Source organism: Eudoraea adriatica DSM 19308 (assembly GCF_000382125.1).
In the GTDB taxonomy this organism is placed as follows: Bacteria; Bacteroidota; Bacteroidia; order Flavobacteriales; family Flavobacteriaceae; genus Eudoraea; species Eudoraea adriatica.
The window spans coordinates 256,103-278,788 of sequence record NZ_KB907548.1; the positions used below are offsets into that span (position 1 = coordinate 256,103).

Sequence of the window (22,686 nt, forward strand, 5' to 3'; positions counted from 1 at the left end):
ACCGGCTTAGTCTGAATCCTCCGTTTTAAAGATATTCTGCAGGTACTTTATCTCTGTGTTTCCACCTGCGGTGTGTCCATAAATAATAAGCAGGATTCTTCAATATTTCTTCTTCGGTAAGGCGCAGGAACTTGTCAGTGATTTCATTCTCTTTGGTCTTACTACCTTCTACTGCAATTGGAACAAATTCAGTATTATAATAACCACGTTTTACCTTGGTAACTTTTGCAAAGACAACGGCATGATTATACTTTCTGGCTAATATTTCAGGGCTATTGTACACGGGAACCTTAATATTCATAAATTCCGTCCAGTATTGCGCAAGGTGCGCCTGCGGGGATTGATCACTCACAATTCCGTATACTCCTTTAATTCCTTTTTGATGATTGCGTGCCATTGTGATTACAGTCTCCCTCTGGGAAATTGGTGTTGTACTCCAAATACCCCTGATTTTTTTAATCAACCTGTCAAAATAGACATTGCCAATTTTTTGATAGATGGCAAACCCCTTAGATTTTAAATAAACATTGACTATGATACTCCACTCCCAATTTCCATAATGCGGAAACAAGACTAGTATACTGCGTTCTTTTTCCAAATCAAGCAGCAAATCAATATTTGGCAACGCGTAACGCTTCTTTAATTCTTCTTCGCTGATATTCATGGTTTTAATGGTTTCCAGAAACATATCGCACATATGCTTATAAAATGCCCTTTGGATACTTTTTTTCTCTTTTTCACTTTTGTCAGGAAAAACCAGGGTCAAATTTTTATACACCACTTTTTTTCTGTAACCCACAACCCGGTAAACCAAAAAGTAAACCAGATCGGAAAAAAAATAAAAAAGCTTGTACGGCAGCACAGATATTAACCATAAAAACGGATAGGCAAGAATATATACAAGAAGTTGCATGCTCGAAATAAATATGGGCAAATATAGCTATATTTGGCGCTTAATTAAATTGGCAATTTTATGAATTTACATCTTGCTACAATTGCAATAATGGTTGTAAATGTTTTGATATCCCTCAAAGGTTTCAACGATGTATTATTCTTTGATCGCTATAAGTTTGCAATTGGGGCCATAAAGGCCGGCCAGCGCGATAGAATGGTTACTTCAGGATTTCTGCATGTAGATATTTCCCACCTCTTCATGAATATGTTTACCTTATATTTCTTTGCACCTGTGGTAATTAGCTGGTTTGGCTGGGAAAAATTTTTAATTATTTATTTCATTAGCTTAATTGCAGGTAGTTTACTGGCGCTTTTCTTTCATAAAGATGAGCCTTTTTATAGTGCTGTAGGAGCCAGTGGGGCGGTCACGGGAATATTGTATGCGGCTATATTGCTTCAGCCAGATATGCGTCTTGGCATTATGTTTATACCAGTACCTGTCCCGGCCTATATTCTGGGTCTGGCCTATATGTTGTATTCCATTTATGGGATGAAAAAACGCCTGGGCAATATCGGGCATACTGCCCACTTTGGTGGAGCCATAGGCGGTTATGCCACAAGTTTGTTATTTAAACCAGATTTAATAATTACAGATACGCTTATGGTGATAATTCTGGCGGTTCCCATAATAATTCTGTTTATTCTCGAAAAATTAGGTAAAATTTAAAAATAGAAGTTCTGAAAAGTAAGTATAAACTTACGCTAATATCAGAAATTACAAGATATCTGCTATAAATCTTACCGTTGGTCGAAAAAAGCCTTCATTTCATATACCTTTTTTGTTCTTTTGTCGTTAATTAATTGCCCAAATTAGTTAAATAACCTACAAATGTTCCATAGAACCCCCTGTTTACTTTTAGTGATAATAGTCTTTTTTGTATCCTGTAGTGACGAAACCACGGTATTCGTTGACGAACAGCAGGAGAATCTCATTCTGGAAAATGATTTTGCTAAGTTAAGCGGCAGTATTAATTTCGAAAATTCCGGGGTACTGGATATTTTTGAAGATGAACAGCTTACAAACAAGCTATACTCGGCTGACAAAGCCGATGAAGCGGGAGATTATCCATTTTCACTCGTTGCGCAGGTAAATCCGCCAAGGATCGGGGGGAGTACGGTTTTGACTGCATCACACGTTGATGTTGAAGGAGATTATGCCTATGTCTCCTACAACAAGGCAGGTGAAGATTATTATGGAGCCATTGATATTGTAAACGTGACAGACCCGCACAATCCTGTGGTAACTTCACGACTCATCTATTTAAATTCCGATATTAACTCGTTAAAATATTCAAACGGATACCTGTATGCGGTTGGGGGTCTTAATAAAGAAGCATCTTTTACAGCTACTTCCAGCTCATTTGTAACTAAAATAAAAATTAATGCCGGAGGCAGGATGGATTTAAGTGCCGGAATTCTTTATGGTTACCAGCCTGGTGATAATGCAACCGATATAGAGGTCAACGGCAAGGAAGTTTATGTTACCAGTGGAAAAAACGGTTCTGTTACTATATACGACGTAAAAGATTTTACTGTTAAAAACGAAGAATTATTCTCAGACTTGCGTTCATTGGCATATGACAACAACAAGGTGGCCATACTGGATGCAGACTTTGGCTTACGCATTCTGGATGATAATTTAAACACGGAAAAGGAAATTCCAATTAGTTCCGACTTCGGCACATTTACTAAAAGAACAGTTGATTTTTTGGATGATAAAATTGTTGTGGCCGAAGGTAGCAAAGGGGTTGGTTTATATTCGTACAGTTCTGGCACACTATTACAGTATATACCAATAAGTATTGATCCCAATAAGGAAGTAACAGGTGATATAGTCAATAATGCCGTTGCTTTTAATAAGGATGTAATATTTATGGCCAATGGTGGTGCCGGACTATCCTTATCTGAAGATAGAGGCCCTGGTGCTTCACCGTACGGAGTTTTAAAGATCGATGGTTCAGTGAATTATGTAGAATCAAAAGGAGACTATGCTTTCGCCGCTTCAGGAGCAGAAGGTCTGCAAATCATTAAATTAAATAGATTGTCACAAAGTCTGGCAGGGACTTGTGCGACGCTAACGGAATATGATGGCACATCTAAACTTGTGATCAACCAGGGGCAGGATATTGCCTTTAGAGGAGCAAAGCGATTTAATTCTATACAAGTAAGCGGTTCCTTATTAATGTGCGGTTCCTGGACAGTTAAGAATGATGTTGATATAAAAAGCAATAGCGGCCTTCTGGAAATGAATGGCAATCTTTTGGTGGGCAGGAATAGGGATAGGAAAGAAATTAATATTGAGGAAGGTGCTACCTTGCGTATTGAAGGAGATCTTACTATTTATGGCGATTTGGATTTAAAAGACGGATCTACAATAGAATTTATTGGTTCTGATTCCGTAGTCAATATTTTTGGCGAGGTTAAAATTGGTGAAAATGTCACAATAGCCGGTGAATTTGACGATGTTCAGAATAAGTTTTAAGACCTATTGGACTCCATTAAAAAACCCTGATGCGATAAGCATCAGGGTTTTTTACTATTTTATATTATAACTAACTATTGAAGTAATTCACTGATTTTATTTTCTAATGCCGTTCCTCTTAAATTTTTAGCAATGATGATTCCATTTTCATCCAGGATGAAAGTTGCCGGGATCGACTTTACATTATAAAGTTCTGCTATTTCATCAAAATATTTGACATTTGAAACATGGTTCCATTCCAAACCATCATCTTCGATGGCCTTAGTCCAGTCTTCAAAGCGCCTGTCTAAAGAAACCCCCAGAATATTCAGACCTTTGTCGTGGTATTTTTTATAAACCTGAACCACATTGGGGTTTTCGGCCCTGCACGGTTTACACCAGGCTGCCCAGAAATCTACTATGGTTACTTTGCCCATCACATCCGTTAAAGCCAATTCATCTCCGGAAGGAGTAGGAGCAGAAAAATTTGGCGCCTTTACACCGATTGAGGTACTTACAAGCTTATCCAGACTAGTCTTAATTCGTTGACCGACAACAGTTTCCTTAATATTAGGAGTAAGCGCATCATACAATTCTTTAATTTCCTTTTCGGGAAGCACTTTTGTTTTCAGGACTTTTTCAATAATCAAAGCAGAAATCAGTGCTTCAGGGTTTTCCTTAGCAAATTTAAGTTCGTAAGTTTTAGCTTCTTCCTGTAATTCAAAATATTCATCCCTTAAGGAGGCCATGGTAGCCGTGTCCTGAATGGCAGAAGCATTCCGCATTTCATCTGACATAGATTTTGCTCTTTGTGACATATCCCTTGACTCTTCTAGAAAATCGGCAAACAGATCATTCTGTAAAGTTCCTTTAATCTTAGCATAACCCAGGCTGTCTTTCTGTGCATTTACTTCTATATTTCCATTTTCAATAACTATTGGGATATTGCCCCGAACACTGTTGATCAATAAATAGTGAAGCTCTGGCATTCCAGAAGAGCCGGTAAAAGTAAACTTACCGTTTTCTATAGTCGTGGTGTCTACTTCAATTAATTGATTGGATTCATCAGTTTTCTTAAGGAAGACCTGGGTTCCATTCTCCACCTCACCACTTAGGGCACCTTCAATCTTAAATCCATCAGGCGTGGTGTTGCACGCTATAAGCATGCCTAATAGCAAAGTTGGTAGTATTAATTTTTTCATCATTTTTAAAAATAAGATGTGCAAAGGTACTTATATAAGACAGAATAAAAAAAGTCCTTAGACATAAGATAATGTTAAGGAAAGATCTATAAAAAAGACTTGTTTCAGAATTGGTAGCGTATCCCCAGGGCGATATCAAAGTCAAAATTATCAGAGAAATCATTATATCCTATTATGCCAAGTTCTGGACGCAGATCAAAAGATAATAAGAGAGGAATGTCAAAATTATATTCTATCCCCACATTACCGGCTGCAAAGACAAATAACCCACCATCGGGAGTAAATGGTTCATTTCCGCCGCTGCCGGGTACTGGTTCAAAACTAGCACTTCCAAGTCCTCCACCCGCGCCATAGTACCAATTAAAATTACCATCAATATGCCTTACCCATTCATAAAGCCCTGATACTTTAAAAGCATCAAATTCCCTGCTGTCTCTCCAACCAAGATTTAATTCTAATCTGTGATATCTGCTTAGTAATCTTTGATAGGAAATTTCAGCGCCAAAACCATCACTGTCGCCCAGACGTAGACCGAGTGCATTGTCAGAAATTTCCTGTGCGCTGATTGTAATAGTAAAAAGACACGATAGTAGTAAAACCGGATTAAAAATTTTCATATGTTCTGATTTTAGTTTAGGTTTAAAATCTATCCCAGCTAATAAAAACTTAATTTTACACCTAAAATTGTTCTAGATTGGATAAAAATCTGTTAATAGATCTTAAGAGCAGCCTGGCCGGCACTTTGCAATTTGACAAGTTATCAAGGGCTCTATATGCAACTGATGCATCGGTATACAGAAAAATACCCTTAGCGGTTGCTTTTCCAAAAGATGAAAGTGACATTATAAAACTTGTGCTTTTTGCAAAAAAAAATGGCATTGGGCTAATACCCAGGACTGCGGGCACGTCACTGGCCGGACAATGTGTTGGAGAGGGTATAGTGGTTGACGTATCCAAACATATGACTAAAATTCTTAAGCTCGATGTTGAAGGAAAAAGAGTTAGGGTTCAACCCGGGGTTATCAGAGATGAACTTAATCAATATCTCAAAGTTCACGGCTTGTTTTTCGGACCAAATACTTCAACTTCCAACCGCTGTATGATTGGAGGTATGGTTGGAAATAATTCAAGTGGTACAACATCCATTCAATATGGTGTTACCCGTGACAAAGTCATTTCTTTAAATACAATACTTTCTGATGGTTCCAGAGCAACCTTTGAGTCCATTACATCTGCAGAATACAAAGAAAAAATCGGCTTAAATAATCTTGAAGGAACCATTTATCGTGCATTATTTTCCGAGCTTCAAAAAAAACAGACGCAGCAAAATATCAAAAAGGAATTTCCAAAGGATAGTATTCACAGGAGAAATACGGGTTATGCCGTTGATGAATTATTGCACAGCAAACTTTTTGGGGGAAATGAGGAGGAAATTAATATTTGTAAACTGCTAAGCGGAAGCGAAGGAACTCTGGCCTTTACAACAGAAATCACCTTGCAATTAGATGATAGTCCACCACCGGTTTCGGCGATGGTAGTAACTCACTACAAAACACTCGAGGATTGCCTCCAGGATGTTGTTCCGGTTATGAAGCATAATTTGCATCTGTGTGAAATGATGGATAAGGTAATTTTGGATTGCACGAAAAATAACAGAGAACAGTTAGCAAACCGATACTTTGTTGAAGGTGATCCTGCAGCTTTACTAATGTTAGAGTTGAAGGATGATTCTGAAGCAGCGCTTGAAGGAAATTTGAAAAAACTATTAAAAACGATAGAGAATTCCGGACTGAGCTATTCCAGTCCCATCCTCAGGGGTATTGATATTAACAAAGCTATTTCACTTAGAAAAGCAGGTCTTGGCCTTTTAGGAAATATGGTAGGCGACAGGAAGGCGGTTGCCTGTATTGAAGACACAGCGGTTTCTTTGCCGGATTTAAAAGCTTTTATTGGGGAGTTCACGACGATTATGAAGGATTATGGCCAGGACGCCGTTTATTATGCCCACGCAGGTGCCGGTGAGCTTCATTTAAGACCAATTTTAAATTTAAAGCGTTCTGAAGACGTCGCACTTTTCAGGGATATTACCACAGATGTAGCTAAACTTACCAAAAAATACGGAGGCTCATTTAGCGGTGAGCATGGAGATGGCATCGTAAGAGCGGAATTTATACCGATGATGCTTGGAGAGGAGAACTATGATTTACTGAAGCGTATAAAATCTTATTTTGATCCTGATCATATTTTTAATCCGGGTAAAATTGTGGATGCTTACCCTATGGACGAATCATTACGTTATGAAATTGATCGGAAGGAACCAAAGATCCGTACAATTTTTGATTTTTCCGATAGCCAGGGAATTTTGAAAGCCGCTGAAAAATGCAATGGCAGCGGAGACTGTAGAAAAACCCATAATTCTTCCGGAGGGATGTGCCCGAGCTATCAGGCAACAAAGAATGAAAAGGACACAACCAGGGGCAGGGCAAATGCATTGCGCGAAGTGCTCACAAATTCAGGTGAACAAAACAGATTTGATTCAGAAGAATTGCTGGAGGTATTCGACCTCTGCCTGAGTTGCAAAGCCTGCGCAAGCGAATGCCCCAGCAATGTCGATGTTGCGACCTTAAAATCGGAGTTTTTATATCAATATCAGGAGGCAAACGGATATAAATTCAGAAATATACTTTTTGCATATAATACCCGGTTAAATGCATTAGGCAGTAAGATTCCTGAATTAACCAATACAATTTATAATTCCCGGCCATTTAGCTATTTGATTAAGAAAATTTCAGGAATTGCTCCCGAAAGGAGGTTGCCAAAAGTTTCGAATATAAATTTAAATAAGCATCTTCAAAAACTTAATAATCAAGTATATAATAAAAATAAAGATGTTGTATTATATATTGATGAATTTACGCGATATCTGGATGTTAATCTTGGAAAAGACGCCATAGATTTATTATGTGGGTTGGGATATGGCGTACGTCTTTATTTTGGTGAAAGCGGACGAACGTTTATCTCAAAAGGATTTTTGAAACAGGCTAAAAAGCTTGCGGATAAAAATATCACAGCATTGCACGAATATGCCTCGCAAGGCACTCCTATATTAGGCTTAGAGCCTTCTGCCATACTGACTTTCAGAGATGAATACAAAAGGTTTCATTTTGATACAAATAAAGTTGAAACAATTGCTGCCGCATCTTTTCTCATTGAAGAATTCCTGTCTGATGAAATAAAAAAAGGTAACATAGGCAAAGAACAGTTTACAAAGTCACCCGCCATTATTAAAATCCACAATCACTGCCATCAAAAAGCACTATCAGATCAAAAAATCACTTTTGACATATTAAACCTCCCGGAAAATTATAAAGTAAGTATCATTTCTTCCGGATGTTGTGGCATGGCCGGGTCTTTTGGTTATGAAGAGGAACATTATAATACCAGTATGCAAATTGGGGAATTAAAGTTGTTTCCCTCCATAAGAAGGTCTGGTGAAGAGGTAATAATTTCTGCTAACGGAACCAGTTGCAGGCACCAGATTTATGATGGCACGGGAAGACAGGCACAACACCCTGTGACTATATTAAAAAATGCGCTATGCATCAATTGATTCGTCTTCTCCTTGTTTTTGCTTTTGTCTGAATTCCTGTTTTGTTTCAAGGGAGTTAATAAGATCGCTTAACTCCATTGATTTCAAATCTTCATCTGCAAAGAAAGGCGAAAGTTTGTCATAGCTATAATTATAGATTTTCCATCGTTTAAACGAATATTCCAAAGCAGTAAGGTTTTCTACCCAGTCACCGGAATTCAGATACGTACATTTTCTATTTTTTTTCTCAAAAGTTTCTTTTTCTGGCTGGTGAATATGCCCACATATAACATAGTCATAACCCCTGTAAAGAGCAGTTTCTACAGCATTTTTCTTAAAGAGATTACTATATTTTTCGGCATTTTTTGCATTGCTTTTTATTTTCCCGCTTAAAGAATATTTTTCTTTTCCCAATTTGGTAAAGAACCAGTTTAGAACCCGATTAGAGTGAAGTAAAATTTGGAATCCGGTATCACCCATTTTAGCAAGCCTCTTTGATTGTGGAATAGAAATATCAAAAACATCTCCATGAAAAATCCAGGCTTTCCTGCCATCCATATTTAAAACTAAGTTGTCTTGAATAGACAAGTTCCCCATCCGGGTATAGCTGAACTTCCGTAGTTTTTCATCTTGGTTGCCGGTAATATAAATGACTTCGGTTCCCTTTGAAGCCATACTTATAATTTTTTTTAGAATCTTTAAATGTGATGCAGGAAAGAAGTGATTGTTAAACTGCCCTACATCAAGAATATCACCATTCAGGACTAGCTTTTTTGGTTCAATGCTACTTAAATAAGCCATTAGCTCCTCTGCATGACAGTTGGGAGTGCCCAAATGCACATCCGATATTACCACTACTTCTAAACGACGCTTTTTCAAGGGATAAGGAAATTTTCTGTAAAATTAAACCCATTGGTATAGTTTCATTTTAAATCAAAGTCATTATTGCTTAAAACTAAGGTTAAGTTTAACCTCATTAATTATTCATTTGTTACCTCACTATTAACTAAACCTGTGTTTTGTTTCCCATCATTTAACATCTATCTTTGGCTATTGAAAAAAGAGTTAGTACTTCTAATTAGATATAAAAGCATCTTGGCTTATGGCAGGCAACACATTTGGAACACTTTTTAGACTCACTTCTTTTGGCGAATCTCATGGGAAGGCAATTGGTGGTGTTTTAGACGGGTGTCCGTCTGGGATAGAGCTGAATATGGAAGCAATACAGGAAGAGCTGGACAGAAGAAAACCCGGCCAGTCCTCTATAGTAACACAGCGTAAGGAGCCGGATACCGTGGTTTTTTATTCCGGAATATTTGAGGGGCGGACTACCGGCACCCCAATTGGATTTGCGATTTATAATACAAATCAGAAATCAAAAGACTACTCACATATAAAGGACTCATATCGCCCGTCTCATGCAGATTATGTTTATGACAAGAAATATGGTTTTAGAGACTATAGGGGAGGAGGCAGGAGTTCTGCTCGTGAAACAGCCAGTCGTGTAGTAGCCGGGGCGATAGCCAAACAATTTTTAAATGAGGTTGTTATAAACGCCTATGTTTCGAGGGTTGGTTCAATTCAACTGGAAAAACCCTATTCAGAGCTGGACCTTAATCTAACCGAAAGCAATGCGGTGCGTTGTCCGGATCCTGATACAGCCGCCCTAATGGAATCATATATTAAAGAAATCCGAAAGGAAGGTGATACCGTTGGTGGAATTATTAGCTGTGTTATCCAAAATGTCCCTGTTGGACTTGGCGAACCTGTTTTTGATAAGCTTCATGCCGAACTTGGCAAAGCAATGTTATCCATTAATGCGGTCAAAGGTTTTGAATATGGCAGCGGTTTTGAAGGAGTTAAAATGAAAGGAAGTCTTCATAATGATCAATTCAAACCAGATGGCAGTACAATTACCAATAATAGTGGCGGAATACAAGGAGGTATTAGCAATGGCATGGACATTTATTTCAATGTAGCCTTTAAGCCGGTTGCAACGGTAATTCAGCCTTATGAAACTATCGATAAAGATGGGAATATGGTTAAAACCCAGGGTAAGGGCCGACATGATCCGTGTGTTGTGCCAAGAGCAGTACCTATTGTAGAAGCAATGGCTGCTTTGGTACTTGCGGATTTTACTTTACTCAATAGAACTATCAAATTATAAACCTTGTTTTTTAGGGGGTTTCCTGTCAAAATACTATCTTTCTAGCCTAAACTTTTTTTATGAAGAAACTGGAATTGCATTGGCAAATCCTGATTGGGATGATCTTTGGTCTTCTTTTTGGCTTCGCAATGACTTATATTGATTGGGGTCGCGGTTTTGTGCAGGATTGGATCAACCCTTTTGGCACTATATTCGTTAAACTTCTCAAATTAATTGCAATTCCTCTTATCCTTGCTTCCTTAATTAAGGGAATTTCTGATTTAAAAGATATTTCAAAATTTAGAAATATTGGGCTTCGGACAATAGCAGTGTACATATGTACTACAATAATAGCCATTAGTATTGGCCTGATTCTGGTTAATATTTTGAAGCCGGGGGATGGCATTTCAGATGAAACTATTACCAAATTAACGGAGACCTATGCTTCAGATAGCGGCGTAACTTCAAAAATAGAAGAAGCATCCAGGCAAAAAGAAGTAGGCCCATTGCAGTTTATGGAGGACATGGTTCCTGATAATGCATTTGGTGCGCTCAGTGATAACAGCCTAATGCTGCAGGTCATCTTTTTTACAATATTCCTGGGTATCGCAATGCTCTTAATAGGTGAAAAAAGGGCTAAACCGCTAAAAAAGTTTTTTGATTCGCTCAATGATGTCGTACTCAAAATGGTAGACCTTATTATGCTTACCGCTCCGGTGGCAGTTTTTGCATTGTTAGCCAATGTTGTCGTGTCTTCCGGGGACCCGGACCTTTTGCTGGCCTTGTTGAAATATGCCGGAGTAGTGGTTTTAGGGTTATTTTTAATGATTGTTTTTTATTGCCTGGTAGTTGCTTCTTATACGCAGAAAAACCCTTTCTGGTTTCTTAAAGAGATAAGTCCTGCGCAACTGTTGGCATTTTCCACAAGTTCCAGTGCAGCTACTCTGCCGGTAACCATGGAAAGGGTAGAAGAACATATTGGGGTAGACAAAGAAGTATCTAGTTTTGTTCTTCCCGTGGGTGCTACGATTAATATGGACGGAACGAGTTTATATCAGGGTGTTGCAGCCGTTTTTATTGCTCAGGCTCTCGATTTTAATCTCTCCCTTGGCGGCCAATTGACTATTGTCCTTACAGCATTGCTTGCGTCCATTGGTTCGGCCGCAGTTCCGGGTGCCGGAATGGTAATGCTGGTAATTGTTTTGGAATCTATTGGTTTTCCATCTGATAAGCTGGCTATAGGTCTGGCACTTATTTTTGCCGTAGATCGTCCTCTGGACATGTGCAGAACTATTATAAATGTTACCGGAGACGCTACTGTCTCAATGATTGTGGCCAAGTCTGTAGGGAAATTAGGGAAACCCCGCATAGAAGACTGGGATGAGTTTTATGAAGAAGTAAAATAAGCTAAATTAAGTCTAATGAACATTTGTTTTCTTATGTATCCTTGGGAGGAGATTGATCCTGAGAATGATACAAGCCTTGCATTAATTCATGAATGCGTTAAACGAAACCATGGTGTAGCTTTGTGCACTCCTGCTAATCTCACAATTCGCAATAGTGTTACCAATGCCTTTTGTACTGTAATAGGCAGAATGGAAAAAGTGCCCGGTAGTCTGAAATCTTTTTATAAAAAAGCAGAAATCAGGGAGGAAATGTTACCGTTGGCAGGTTTTGATGTTATTTTCATGAGAGCCAACCCGCCTCTTGACCCTATAATGTTGAATTTTTTGGATTCCGTAAAGGATGATGTGTTCATAGTAAATTCACTGCAAGGATTAAGAGAGGCGAATAACAAACTATACACAGCGGCTTTTGGTGACAGCCATGATAATATTATTCCGGTTACGCATGTTTCTAAGAATAAAAATTATCTGGTTAAGCAGATCAAGGAATCCAAATCCGATAAAATGATCCTCAAGCCTTTAAATGGCTTTGGTGGTTCAGGGGTAATCCTGATTGAAAAGTCGGCTATGTCCAATATTAAATCGCTATTGGATTTTTATATTTCAAGTTCCGATGAATCCTCCAATTATGTTATTCTTCAGGAATATATTGAAGGGGCAGACCAGGGTGATGTTAGAATTTTGATTTTGAACGGTGAACCTATTGGTGCAATGCGACGCATTCCTGGCTCTGATGATCATCGCTCCAATGTTTCGGCAGGTGGTTCAGTGGCAAAACATACGCTTACCAAACAGGAGAAAGCTTTATGTAAGCAAATAGGACCTAAGCTGGTAAAGGATGGACTCTATTTTGTTGGAATAGATGTTATCGGCGGTAAATTGGTGGAAGTAAACGTTATGTCGCCGGGAGGGATAACTTATATGAACAAAGTCTACAAAACAAAAATTCAGTCTAAAATAATAGACTTCGTAGAGAGTAAGGTAATGGATAAATTACAAGCTTTTAACAAGCGTTCCAGATTGCGAAATGAGGTTGAGAATGCTTAAGCTTTCAGTTGCCGATATCATCTCCAATATTAAATCTGAGATTCCGTTTGAGGCAGTTTCAGATGATTATTCCTTTATTTTAAAAATAAGTGATTATGCCCCCTATGTCTGTGCTGCAGTGCACAATGGACATCAATTCAGAAGATCTCTGTGGGATAATTGCCTCCATACTGAACACGAACGATGGTATGAAGAAGATCCCTGTACAAGCGATATGGTGGCGTCTCACCCTATTGTCTTAACCGGGTGTGACAGCAGATTTGAATATGATCTAAATCGGCCACCGGATGGTGCCATTTATTCAGATGCCTGGGGTAAGCCTTTGTGGAAAACGCCATTATCAGCCGAAGAGTACGATCATAGTATGCTTAAACATGCCTCGTTTTATAGTGTTGTACACGCTCTCATTGAACAAATTGAAAAGAAATACGGCAAGGCTATTGTTTTTGATATGCATAGTTATAACTGGAAGCGCTGGGACCGTGAAGTCCCTACCTGGAATCTTGGAACCAGTAACATAGACAATAATCGTTATGGGGCCATAGTAAAGGGCTGGCAACAAAAGCTGGGAACAATTGAATTGCCGAATAATATAAAATCCGATTGTAAAATTAACGACACCTTTCAGGGCAATGGATTTTTTCTGAAATATATTACAACAACTTTTGGCAATACGCTTGTTTTAGCAACTGAAATTGCAAAGATCTATTGTGACGAGCTCACTGCTATTATTTATCCCGAAGTAGTGCGTGCTGTGGAATTGCAACTAAAAGAAATAGTACCTTTGCAGGCTAAGGAATTTCACGAGAAAGATTTATGATTACGGAAAATCAACGCCTGGCTATTCAATTTGAATATCCCAATGTAATAGAAGTAGATGACAACCTTGATCGTCTTATAAGGAACATTGAGTTGCTTAGCTATGTAAACCCCCTAAATGGTGAAAAGGAAAAACATAAGTTTTTTGCTTCCAAATTTGTAGAAGACCCCAAATTTAAATACCCAAAATTAAAGTTCGATCCTTATAAGCTTCATCGCTTGTTCTATTCACAGCGGTTGGAGCGAATTCAGGATGCAGAACTAAAGAATTTATATACCGATATCATTTATTATTATGCCAATATGGTGCAATGTATCAAGACCATTGGCAAGGGAAAAGAGTTTTATTACAATTCCCTGAATATATATGGAACCCCTACGGAAAAGGATGTTCAAAATGCAAAATTTATTCTTCATTTTGATGATGAACCTGGGGATGTTGAATTGGAAAAAGTCTTTTCAACGGAGGATGCAAAGGCATATTTTGAAGACTTTGCGGCAGCCTATGAATTTCCATTAAATATTAAATTTGCGACCCATATAGCAGCTGACGCAATGGTAAGCAATGCAACAAAAACATTGCTTTTAAAACGCAATAGCAGGTTTAGCCAAAACCAACTGCTAACTTTGGCAAATCATGAAATTGGGGTACATCTGGTAACTACTTTTAATGCTTCACTTCAGCCCTTAAAAATATTTTCAAATGGGTTCCCGAAAAATGTAGAAACTCAGGAAGGTTTGGCAGTTTTTAGTGAATACATGAGCGGTGCACTCACAATTAAAAGACTTAAAGAATTAGCATATAGAGTTTTAGCTTCGGACAGTTTAATTAAAGGTTATAGTTTTGCAGATACTTTTGATTTAATACATAACCAGTACAAATTAAACAGGAATGATGCTTTTTCGATAACTTTAAGAGCACATAGAGGTGGTGGTTTTACAAAAGACCGACTGTATTTAAGCGGATTAAAAAAAATATACAAACGCTATAAAAATGGCGAGTCAATGGATGTATTACTCACCGGAAAAGTTGCACTTAATAATGCTGATCAAATAAAGTATCTGCAAAACTTAGGTTTAGCACAGCCAATTAGCCACAATAATCTGGCGTATTCGGAAAAGAGAAGTTCAAATGCCACGCTCGATTTTATTTTGAATAATTTAAAATAGTCTAATCCAGAAATTTTGACTTTAGTTCCGGGGTTGGTACCATACATTCATTTTGTTTCCCAAACCAGTTATACCTGTTTTTGGCTATCAGATCGTAAACCCAATCTCTTACAGGCCCTGGAACCCATTCAAAAACACCCAACAGGCGCCAGCCACCACCAAAGGTTTTACCAATCTCCAAAGCCGCAGATGATTTGGTGTAATATGCAGTATTAGGATCAATTAGTATGATTGAATCAATTTTTGATGTATCAATCCCCCTCTCTTTAAGAAGCGCTGTGGCTGCATCACTTTGCAAAGCTGCAAACTTGTAGAGGTTTTTCTTATCACGCTTAATTACAAACTGAATGGCACTATTGCAAAGATTGCAAACGCCATCGAACAATATAATTTTTTCTCCCTCCTTTAGTATCACCAGTCAAAAATAAAACCTATTAGCCAGAATCAGATATGTTTTATAACCAATTTAAGAAAGTTGGGGTTTGTTCTTTCCACGAATTTAAATTAGGACAGTAATGAAAAAAAATCTTTCAATATTATTCTATGGGACTACTTTTTGGCTTCAACCAATTCTAACTGATCCACACTTACATTGGTGGTAAACATCCCGTAATTGACAACTGCCTTATTTTTCTCGAGTTTATCAATGCTTCCCACTGCCCGGCCATCATGCATTCGCACCCTGTCACCTATTTTAAATACGGGTCTCGGTTTGTTCTTTTCCTGAATGACGGATTTTCTGCTTTCAATTTTCTTTTTCTCCCGGATTACCTTAACTTTTTTCTGCACCTCTTGCGAAGTTTCCAGTTTCTTTTGCCTTTCTGCTTTGGCCTGAGCAGCAGATTTCTTTTTCCGCTTGCTATTTTCCGTTTCTACAATACGCAAAAGTTCGGAGACAAGTACCCGTTTCTTTTTATCTAAAAAATACTTCTCAGCTACAGTGTTTACTTTATTGCCCAAATGTATCATTCGTTGATCATGATCATACAACTCCTGATAATTCTCTAATTTGGATTTGATCTTCGCATTTAGTTTTTCCAGCCTCATTGATTCATCCCGGGCTTTGGATTCTTCTTCTTTAAGCCGGGATCCGGTTTGGGCCATCTTATTCCGTTCCTTTTGCATTTTGGCAATGGTGGCATCAAATCGCAATTTACCACGTTCAACCTTCTTTTTTGCCTTATTTATCAAGTTGTATGGAATCCCATTTTTCTGGGCCACTTCAAATGTGAAGGAACTACCCGGCTGCCCTAACTCCAATTGAAATGTTGGTTCCAGAGTTTTAGAATTAAAAAGCATATTCGCATTTGTAGTATGTGGCAATTCATCGGCTAAAGCCTTTAAATTGGCATAATGGGTGGTAATAACACCAAATGCACCACGGTCATAAAATACCTCTAAAAATGCCTCAGCAAGAGCCCCGCCCAGTTCAGGGTCACTTCCGGTTCCAAATTCGTCAATTAGGAATAAGGTATTTTTGTTACACTTTCTAAGAAATTGATTCATATTCTTAAGTCTGTAACTATAGGTGCTTAGATGATTTTCAATAGATTGATTATCTCCTATATCGGTAAGTATATTTTTAAACAAGCAAAGAGTACTGCGTTCATGTACAGGAATTAAAAGCCCGCTTTGTAACATAACCTGCAATAATCCAATGGTTTTGAGCGTAATACTTTTCCCTCCGGCGTTTGGACCTGAAATTACAATTATCCTGTTTGCGGGGTGTAACTCAATAGTTTGCGGCCACGTCTTTTGTCCGCTTTTCTTGTTTGTTAAAAAAAGTAAAGGATGGAATGCATCACGCAAATAGAGCTGGCTGTTTTCATTTATTTCGGGTAATAATGCATTCATCTCCCTTGCATATTTTGCCTTGGCAGCGGTAATATCAATCTGCGTCAGATAACTTTGGTAATCACGAAGAAGAGCTCCATAGGGCCTTATTAGGTTTGTCAATTGATTAAGAATCCTTTGAACTTCCTCTTTTTCATCAAATTCAAGGTTATTAAGCTCCCTGCTGTATTTTAATGACGCTTCCGGTTCTATATAAACAATACTACCCGTTTTGGAGGTTCCCATTACAGTCCCCTTTACCTTTCGTCTGTACATGGCTTTAACCGCCAATACACGTCGATTTTCTACTACAGATTCTCTGATTTCGTCTAAAAAATCAGCGGCCTGACTAGTGTTAAGCGCAGTAATAAAACTTTGATTGATTTTACTTTTAACCTGGTTTATTTGCCTGCGTATTATTTTTAAATCGTCTGAAGCATTGTCTTTTACCTCGCCAAAACGATCGATAACCAAATCAATATTCGAATTTATCTCGGAATTGGATTCAATTTCTTCAGTGCACTTATATAATAATGGATAATAATCTTTAAACTTTTTAAAGAACTTCTTATGGGTATTTATCGCAGTACAGATGTGGGCAATCCTCCTGAAACCTGGAATTTCTAATGTTGTGTTCTCTATTTTGAGCAGTTTTAATTCATTGTTTATAGCATCAAAACCGTGATTAGGAATCTTATTTTCATTACTAAATGATGCCAGATATTCTGAAGTTCGCCCAAGGACTTCTAATAAATCTTCTTTTTCTGATATTGGTTGAATAGCAAGGGCACCTTCCTTTCCCAAGTCGGTACTGCAGTGGCCGGACAGTTGTTCTAGCACCAAAGGGAATTCTAAATCTTGTAAGGTTTTTTTATCTATTGTTTGCATTAGCGATAATTGCAGGTGGCAAAGGTATGGAATAGGTGTGATTTTGAAAATTCTAAAGTGCAATGCGCAAAAACAAACCTATAGAAATAAAAACCGAGTGATCCGGGCCTGGTAAAATATGTGGCAATTTCAATGTGAAAGGCAATAATCCTGTATAAACAGCTGTTTAATAGCTAGAGAACATTTATTGTATTGAATTATAAGTGTGCTGTTTTATATGAAAGGAGATTACATTAGTGTTTATTTACTGCTACTACTTCTGATAGTGGTTGGTTGCAGTACTACCAGGAATGTTGATATTCAGACCCTGGAGCCTGCCCCTGTTTCTCTTTCTGATACCATTAAAAGAATAGGTATCATTGGAGGGAAAGTCCATTTAACGGAAGAGAAAGAACAAACGGGTCTACATCAGTTTATTTATAGAGAAGATCAACGGCTTGCAATAGAAGCCAGGGATGCGGCAATTATTGGCCTTTATAATGAACTGGCTGCAGACAAGCGTTTTGACACTATTATATTGATAGAGGACATTGTGCAAAATGAGTCAGATTCTGAACTCCAAGGGAATTATTTAAACTGGGAAACAATTGAAGCTTTATGCCATGAACATATGGTTGATGCCATTTTTTCTATGGCATATTATGATTCGGACACAAGAGTATCTCTAAAAAAGACCACGATGGAGCAATTTAATCTGTTGCGCGTTAAAGAAAAAGTTGCAGCGCACCAGATTACGCTTGAAACTTTAATTGAAAACGGATGGCGAATTTATGACCCGACTAATAAGCTGTTAATTGATGAATTTACGTCTAATAATCAGATTGTTTCCACTGCCAAAGGACTTGATCCTTATGAAGCACTACAGGCAATAGAAGGCAGAACAGAAAATATTTTAGAACAAAGCACAAAAACAGGGAGTTCCTACGGCGCAAGGTTGCAACCCTATGAGCATAGTATTACAAGAGAATATTATGTAAAATGTACGCCGATATTTGAACAGGCAGGGACCTTTACTTCATCCGGTGATTGGGAATCGGCAGCAACCCTGTGGAAAAAAGAAGCGGATAATCCGGATCCGAAAATAAATGGTAAAGCATGTTACAACCTCGCTATCTTAAATGAGCGAAACCATAATTTGACTTCTGCAATGGACTGGGCGACCAGGGCTTATTCTCAATACCAATCCAAGAAATTTGCAGCATATATAGAAGCCCTGAAGTTCCGAATGAAGCAAAATGACTTACTTCAATTGCAACAATCAGAATCCTTCCCTTCCAAATAGTTTTGCCTTAAGACTGGAACTTCACATTAGATTTGGTAAAGTGGTTATTATTGATTTAATTTTATCACTTATACTTAGCCCTTTGTTAAATGAATGTTACTATTGATCCCAGCTGGCATAATCAGCTGCAATCAGAATTCCAAAAACCATATTTTGATACCCTGGTACAGTTTGTTAAGGATGAATATAGTTCAGCAACATGCTACCCTAAAGGAAACAATATATTTGCCGCCTTTGACCACTCTAATTTTGAGTTAACCAAAGTGGTTATTATTGGTCAGGACCCTTACCATGGCCCCAACCAGGCCAATGGACTGTGTTTTTCAGTAAAAGACGGAATCCCGCATCCGCCATCCCTGATGAACATATTCAAAGAATTAGAGCGCGATATTGGGAGACCTTACCCAAAAAGCGGTAACCTCAAACACTGGGCGGATCAGGGTGTTTTGTTGCTGAATGCCACACTAACTGTTAGGGCACATAGTGCCGGGAGTCATCAAAATAAAGGATGGGAAGTTTTTACAGATGCTGTTATACAAAAGCTTTCGGCTGAGAAGGAAGGATTGGTATTTCTGTTGTGGGGAGGATTTGCCAAAAAGAAGATCGCATTGATTGACAGTTCTAAACACCACATTCTTACAAGCGGTCACCCATCGCCTTTAAGCGCCAACAGGGGCCTGTGGTTCGGCAACAAACATTTCAGCAAGACGAATGAATTATTGAAGAAAATGGGTAAAACACCTATAAACTGGTGATCAGCTTATCTATATCAGATTTATTGTCTATCAATTTTAATTTAAACAGATAATCCTGAACCATATCAATTGTTTCAGTGCTTAACTGCGACTGGCTCCATTGGGTCATGCTTAACCATTCCCGCACATCTTCAATTCGTTGTTCATATTTGTTGGCAATTGTCTGGTCAATACGGGGGATATGTTTAAATTCTGTGCTGTAAGTATTAATGACTTCTAAAATATGCCGAAGAGTTCCTTTATGGTTTTTCAGAAAAGATTCAGTAGCTGCCACAACAAAACAAGGCCATGGGGTAGGGCAATCTGCGATTCTTCTGAATATCCCTGAATCAACAATAGGTTTCGTTGTAAAGTGTTCCCACATAAAATAATCTGCTTTACCCAATTTAAGGGCTTCGATGGCACCATCCAGGGTATTTACTACTTGGAAATTAAGTGAAGATGTATCCCATCCATTAGATTTTGCATTTACAAAGGACATTAGGTGACTTCCGCTGCCATATCTGCTGATTGCCACTGTTGCATTTTGCAGTTCCTCTACATTTTGGAATTTACTATCTGTAGCTACATGGATACCCCATTGAAGTGGAGTTCCGATATACTCCTGTACTATTTTTACGGTATTACCTTCAATAATACTTTTCACAATACCTTCTGTAAGAACAATTGCCAAATCTGTCTGTTCAGTTGCCAACAGTTCACTCATCTTCCCGGTACCTTCAGGAACATCTTTCCAAACCAGGTTAATTCCCCTGTTTTCAAAAGCGCCTTCTTCTATAGCCATAAGCCATGGAAGGTTAAAATGTTCGGGCACTCCCGCAATCTTAACAGTTTTCAATAGTCTGTGAGTTTTTCAAGCGTATACTTAATAAGGGCATCGATAGTCTTTACCGGGTCTTTAGAAAATTTACCTGTACTTCTATTGGCCAGAATACAATTCATGGACGCTGCCCTGTGTCCCAGTAATTTGGAAAGCCCATAAATGGCAGATGTTTCCATTTCCAGATTCGTAATCCTCATTCCATTATACTCAAAAGAGCTTAACTTGGAATTCAGGTCATTGTCCTCCAATAGTAATCGCAATCTGCGTCCCTGTGGTCCATAGAAACCAACATTTGTGCCTGTGAAGCCCATAATAACCTTATCTGAGCGTAGTTTTTCAGTTAATTGAACATCAGACTCCACTACGTAGGGAATAGACTTAAAAACAGACCATGCCGTATGGTCTATAAAGGCAAGCTGAATTTCAGGGTATTGAATGTGTTCACTCTCGTAAAAATGAAGCACATTATCAAAACCAATAGCATACTCACTGAGTATAAAGGAATCTGTTTCAATATTCGGCTGAATTCCACCTGATGTACCAATACGGATTATGTCCAGACTGGTTTTATTTTCTTTTATTGTGCGGGTCTCGAAATCGATATTAACCAATGCATCCAGTTCATTGATTACGATATCAATATTATCTGCGCCAATACCTGTGGAAACTACAGAAATTCTGGTTCCGTTAAGCATTCCCGTATGCGTGATGAATTCTCTTTTACCCTTAACTATTTCCAGTGTGTCAAAATATTTGGAAATTAATGGAACCCTGTTTTGATCGCCTACAAGAATAACAGTTTCTGCAAGGTCTTCGGGTAGTAGATTAAGATGGTATATACTGCTATCAGCATTAAGAATGAGCTCGGAAGCACTCAGCTGCATACTACAGTTTTAAAATTCTGTCGGATTCGGTATTATATAGGAAATTATATTTCAAAGCACCTCCAAGGTAGTCTTCATTGTCTCTTATCTGAGAATAATAATTGGTTTGCCCATCTAGTATTTCTTTTCCTTTTGCAGTTAAACGTACAGGATTGAAAGAAGAAAAAAGAGGCCGCAAATTAGAAATTACACGTTCGTACTGTGTATCGCCAAAACCATAAAAACCTTGATTTTCAAGTAGTTTACTCAATAATTGCCTTTTCGATTTCGGTTTTTGTTGAAGGGAATATTCCAGCACGCGGTTCTCCAATTCGTTCAGGCCATTTTTTATAGTGGGAAATCTTTTTAGATGAACTTTAATGGCATCGGCCAGATATTCAAACTGGTAATTGTCAAAATCTATTAGATTTTCTAATCGGATCGGGTTATCGCTGCAATACAATTGCCAGACATAATCCGCATACTCTATATCATTCTGGGAAAGCTTAATCTTGTTTTTGTAAGAGTGCAAAATCTGTTCATCATTAAGTTCGCTAAGCCCGTACAAACGATTTGTTTCATCCTCATCCCCACTGCATACTAAATAGATTTCAGCATATCGCCTGTGTTTCTTTAACCAACTTAAGACAGCGAGCATATTTATCTGGCAAAATAGGTCGTATTCAAACCAAAGTATAATCTGATCTTGTTGTTTATGATTACAAAGAGAACGATATTCTTTTAAGGTCTTCTCAACAAACCAGGACTTACTGACCTTGTAATTTTTATGAAGAAAATCAAAACGAGTTTTCCAAAACGATTCACTACCTACATTAGTTTCCGTTTTTCCCTCACAAAGCATTTCCCGCCAGGTGATTATATCGCCCTTAAGTTTTAGTGATTTTAACTTTTGGGTGAAACTATCCCCGTTGGTGATATGCAATTGGGAACTCATTATGATTAGGTAGTTTAGTTTATAACATTTAAAAGTAACATTTAATCGAAAAAAACAAAAACAAATTAACAGAAAAACCTCTGAAATTATAGTTAAATTTTTTTAACCGGATTATTTGAGAATATAAAAACGTGCTCAAAGTTAACCTCCCACGCGTTTTGTCCTAAAACCCATTTCCTGCAGCAAGGTCATTATTTTGTCTCTGAAATCCCCCTGAATTATTATGGAATTGTTTTTAAATGTACCACCTACACTTAATTTTTTCTTCAAATCCTTTGCTAATTTTTTAAAGTCTTTTTCAGCTCCGTTGTACCCCTCCAAAATAGTGATCGGCTTACCTTTTCTTTTTTCATATTTACAGATTATGGGCTCTTTCTGAAGCCATAGTTCCGGCTTCTTTTCATTTATTTTTTCTGGCTCTGAAGAAATGTGGTCAGGAAATAAGTGCTTTAATTGATCTTTTAAATCCATTTTAAAATTGAAATAAAATCAG

At 38.0% G+C, this 22,686-nt stretch carries 20 protein-coding genes; 10 read left to right on the forward strand and 10 right to left on the reverse strand.

Going from position 1 to position 22,686, the window contains the following annotated elements; all coding sequences use genetic code 11:
• Window positions 1–25: 25 nt before the first annotated feature.
• Window positions 26–913 carry a lysophospholipid acyltransferase family protein gene (locus G504_RS0108145; RefSeq protein ID WP_019669669.1) on the reverse strand — a complete coding sequence of 296 codons (888 nt, stop codon included), beginning with the start codon at window positions 911–913 and terminating at the stop codon, window positions 26–28.
• Window positions 914–973: 60 nt separating this feature from the next.
• Between G504_RS0108145 and G504_RS0108150 the strand changes: the two genes are divergently transcribed.
• Both G504_RS0108150 and G504_RS0108155 read left to right on the forward strand, forming a co-directional pair.
• Window positions 974–1,621: a rhomboid family intramembrane serine protease gene (locus tag G504_RS0108150; protein ID WP_019669670.1), complete on the forward strand. Its 648-nt coding sequence runs from the start codon at window positions 974–976 to the stop codon at window positions 1,619–1,621.
• A gap of 162 nt (window positions 1,622–1,783) precedes the next feature.
• Window positions 1,784–3,436, forward strand: coding sequence for an LVIVD repeat-containing protein (locus G504_RS0108155; protein WP_019669671.1), 1,653 nt, complete (start codon window positions 1,784–1,786; stop codon window positions 3,434–3,436).
• Between the two features lie 74 nt (window positions 3,437–3,510).
• Here G504_RS0108155 and G504_RS0108160 read toward each other — a convergent pair whose 3' ends face one another.
• Both G504_RS0108160 and G504_RS0108165 read right to left on the reverse strand, forming a co-directional pair.
• A complete protein-coding gene (locus tag G504_RS0108160) occupies window positions 3,511–4,620 on the reverse strand; it encodes a TlpA disulfide reductase family protein (protein WP_240473029.1) in 1,110 nt (369 codons plus the stop codon).
• A gap of 101 nt (window positions 4,621–4,721) precedes the next feature.
• The gene (locus G504_RS0108165) at window positions 4,722–5,234 is read right to left on the reverse strand and encodes a hypothetical protein (RefSeq protein WP_019669673.1); all 513 of its coding nucleotides are present in this window, start codon (window positions 5,232–5,234) and stop codon (window positions 4,722–4,724) included.
• Window positions 5,235–5,311: 77 nt separating this feature from the next.
• On the opposite strand from G504_RS0108165, the gene G504_RS0108170 reads away from it, so the two are divergent.
• Window positions 5,312–8,227, forward strand: a complete 2,916-nt coding sequence (locus tag G504_RS0108170) for an FAD-binding and (Fe-S)-binding domain-containing protein (RefSeq protein WP_019669674.1) — start codon at window positions 5,312–5,314, stop codon at window positions 8,225–8,227.
• Here G504_RS0108170 and G504_RS0108175 read toward each other — a convergent pair.
• Window positions 8,213–9,085, reverse strand: a complete 873-nt coding sequence (locus G504_RS0108175) for a UDP-2,3-diacylglucosamine diphosphatase (protein WP_026348464.1) — start codon at window positions 9,083–9,085, stop codon at window positions 8,213–8,215. The genes G504_RS0108170 and G504_RS0108175 overlap by 15 nt on opposite strands.
• A gap of 223 nt (window positions 9,086–9,308) precedes the next feature.
• Here G504_RS0108175 and aroC point away from each other — a divergent pair, with 223 nt between their 5' ends.
• From aroC to G504_RS0108200, 5 genes are read left to right on the forward strand one after another with little or no spacing between them, the layout of a single operon-like run.
• Window positions 9,309–10,373, forward strand: coding sequence for a chorismate synthase (gene aroC, locus G504_RS0108180; protein WP_019669676.1), 1,065 nt, complete (start codon window positions 9,309–9,311; stop codon window positions 10,371–10,373).
• Window positions 10,374–10,432: 59 nt separating this feature from the next.
• On the forward strand, window positions 10,433–11,758 hold the full coding sequence (locus G504_RS0108185) for a dicarboxylate/amino acid:cation symporter (RefSeq protein WP_019669677.1): 1,326 nt from the start codon (window positions 10,433–10,435) through the stop codon (window positions 11,756–11,758).
• Window positions 11,759–11,773: 15 nt separating this feature from the next.
• Window positions 11,774–12,805 carry a glutathione synthase gene (gene gshB / locus G504_RS0108190; protein ID WP_026348465.1) on the forward strand — a complete coding sequence of 344 codons (1,032 nt, stop codon included), beginning with the start codon at window positions 11,774–11,776 and terminating at the stop codon, window positions 12,803–12,805.
• Window positions 12,798–13,625: an N-formylglutamate amidohydrolase gene (locus G504_RS0108195; RefSeq protein WP_019669679.1), complete on the forward strand. Its 828-nt coding sequence runs from the start codon at window positions 12,798–12,800 to the stop codon at window positions 13,623–13,625. Before gshB ends, G504_RS0108195 begins: the two co-directional genes overlap by 8 nt.
• Window positions 13,622–14,794 carry a flavohemoglobin expression-modulating QEGLA motif protein gene (locus tag G504_RS0108200; RefSeq protein WP_019669680.1) on the forward strand — a complete coding sequence of 391 codons (1,173 nt, stop codon included), beginning with the start codon at window positions 13,622–13,624 and terminating at the stop codon, window positions 14,792–14,794. Before G504_RS0108195 ends, G504_RS0108200 begins: the two co-directional genes overlap by 4 nt.
• A 1-nt stretch (window position 14,795) precedes the next feature.
• Here the strand turns inward: G504_RS0108200 and G504_RS0108205 are convergent, their stop codons facing one another.
• Together G504_RS0108205 and G504_RS0108210 are read right to left on the reverse strand one after the other, a co-directional pair.
• Window positions 14,796–15,209: a thiol-disulfide oxidoreductase DCC family protein gene (locus G504_RS0108205; RefSeq protein ID WP_019669681.1), complete on the reverse strand. Its 414-nt coding sequence runs from the start codon at window positions 15,207–15,209 to the stop codon at window positions 14,796–14,798.
• A gap of 134 nt (window positions 15,210–15,343) precedes the next feature.
• Window positions 15,344–17,515, reverse strand: coding sequence for an endonuclease MutS2 (locus tag G504_RS0108210; RefSeq protein WP_019669682.1), 2,172 nt, complete (start codon window positions 17,513–17,515; stop codon window positions 15,344–15,346).
• Window positions 17,516–17,732: 217 nt separating this feature from the next.
• Here G504_RS0108210 and G504_RS0108215 point away from each other — a divergent pair, with 217 nt between their 5' ends.
• The gene (locus tag G504_RS0108215; protein WP_019669683.1) at window positions 17,733–18,797 is read left to right on the forward strand and encodes a DUF6340 family protein; all 1,065 of its coding nucleotides are present in this window, start codon (window positions 17,733–17,735) and stop codon (window positions 18,795–18,797) included.
• A gap of 89 nt (window positions 18,798–18,886) precedes the next feature.
• Window positions 18,887–19,552 carry a uracil-DNA glycosylase gene (locus G504_RS0108220; protein WP_019669684.1) on the forward strand — a complete coding sequence of 222 codons (666 nt, stop codon included), beginning with the start codon at window positions 18,887–18,889 and terminating at the stop codon, window positions 19,550–19,552.
• On the opposite strand, the gene G504_RS0108225 is transcribed toward G504_RS0108220, so the two are convergent.
• The 4 genes from G504_RS0108225 to G504_RS0108240 all read right to left on the reverse strand — a co-directional run bounded on the left by G504_RS0108225 (window position 19,539) and on the right by G504_RS0108240 (window position 22,664).
• Window positions 19,539–20,390, reverse strand: a complete 852-nt coding sequence (locus G504_RS0108225) for a substrate-binding domain-containing protein (protein ID WP_019669685.1) — start codon at window positions 20,388–20,390, stop codon at window positions 19,539–19,541. The two genes, G504_RS0108220 and G504_RS0108225, sit on opposite strands and share 14 nt — an antisense overlap.
• Window positions 20,387–21,259, reverse strand: a complete 873-nt coding sequence (locus G504_RS0108230; RefSeq protein ID WP_019669686.1) for a nucleoside phosphorylase — start codon at window positions 21,257–21,259, stop codon at window positions 20,387–20,389. Before G504_RS0108230 ends, G504_RS0108225 begins: the two co-directional genes overlap by 4 nt.
• Before the next feature lies 1 nt (window position 21,260).
• A complete protein-coding gene (locus G504_RS0108235; RefSeq protein WP_019669687.1) occupies window positions 21,261–22,193 on the reverse strand; it encodes a DUF1835 domain-containing protein in 933 nt (310 codons plus the stop codon).
• A 141-nt stretch (window positions 22,194–22,334) separates the two neighbouring features.
• Window positions 22,335–22,664 (reverse strand): translation initiation factor, encoded by a 330-nt coding sequence (locus G504_RS0108240; RefSeq protein ID WP_019669688.1) that lies wholly within the window; start codon window positions 22,662–22,664, stop codon window positions 22,335–22,337.
• Window positions 22,665–22,686 lie beyond the last annotated feature (22 nt).

What these genes read in the sequence shown, in the direction of transcription:
- G504_RS0108210 (WP_019669682.1), bottom strand. Translation starts at nt 17,515, where the DNA reads ATGCAAACAATAGATAAAAAAACCTTACAAGATTTAGAATTCCCTTTG.
- aroC (WP_019669676.1), top strand. Translation starts at nt 9,309, where the DNA reads ATGGCAGGCAACACATTTGGAACACTTTTTAGACTCACTTCTTTTGGC.
- gshB (WP_026348465.1), top strand. Translation starts at nt 11,774, where the DNA reads ATGAACATTTGTTTTCTTATGTATCCTTGGGAGGAGATTGATCCTGAG.
- G504_RS0108155 (WP_019669671.1), top strand. Translation starts at nt 1,784, where the DNA reads ATGTTCCATAGAACCCCCTGTTTACTTTTAGTGATAATAGTCTTTTTT.
- G504_RS0108165 (WP_019669673.1), bottom strand. Translation starts at nt 5,234, where the DNA reads ATGAAAATTTTTAATCCGGTTTTACTACTATCGTGTCTTTTTACTATT.
- G504_RS0108215 (WP_019669683.1), top strand. Translation starts at nt 17,733, where the DNA reads ATGAAAGGAGATTACATTAGTGTTTATTTACTGCTACTACTTCTGATA.
- G504_RS0108230 (WP_019669686.1), bottom strand. Translation starts at nt 21,259, where the DNA reads ATGCAGCTGAGTGCTTCCGAGCTCATTCTTAATGCTGATAGCAGTATA.
- G504_RS0108240 (WP_019669688.1), bottom strand. Translation starts at nt 22,664, where the DNA reads ATGGATTTAAAAGATCAATTAAAGCACTTATTTCCTGACCACATTTCT.
- G504_RS0108185 (WP_019669677.1), top strand. Translation starts at nt 10,433, where the DNA reads ATGAAGAAACTGGAATTGCATTGGCAAATCCTGATTGGGATGATCTTT.
- G504_RS0108200 (WP_019669680.1), top strand. Translation starts at nt 13,622, where the DNA reads ATGATTACGGAAAATCAACGCCTGGCTATTCAATTTGAATATCCCAAT.
- G504_RS0108235 (WP_019669687.1), bottom strand. Translation starts at nt 22,193, where the DNA reads ATGAGTTCCCAATTGCATATCACCAACGGGGATAGTTTCACCCAAAAG.
- G504_RS0108220 (WP_019669684.1), top strand. Translation starts at nt 18,887, where the DNA reads ATGAATGTTACTATTGATCCCAGCTGGCATAATCAGCTGCAATCAGAA.
- G504_RS0108160 (WP_240473029.1), bottom strand. Translation starts at nt 4,620, where the DNA reads ATGATGAAAAAATTAATACTACCAACTTTGCTATTAGGCATGCTTATA.
- G504_RS0108150 (WP_019669670.1), top strand. Translation starts at nt 974, where the DNA reads ATGAATTTACATCTTGCTACAATTGCAATAATGGTTGTAAATGTTTTG.
- G504_RS0108195 (WP_019669679.1), top strand. Translation starts at nt 12,798, where the DNA reads ATGCTTAAGCTTTCAGTTGCCGATATCATCTCCAATATTAAATCTGAG.
- G504_RS0108145 (WP_019669669.1), bottom strand. Translation starts at nt 913, where the DNA reads ATGCAACTTCTTGTATATATTCTTGCCTATCCGTTTTTATGGTTAATA.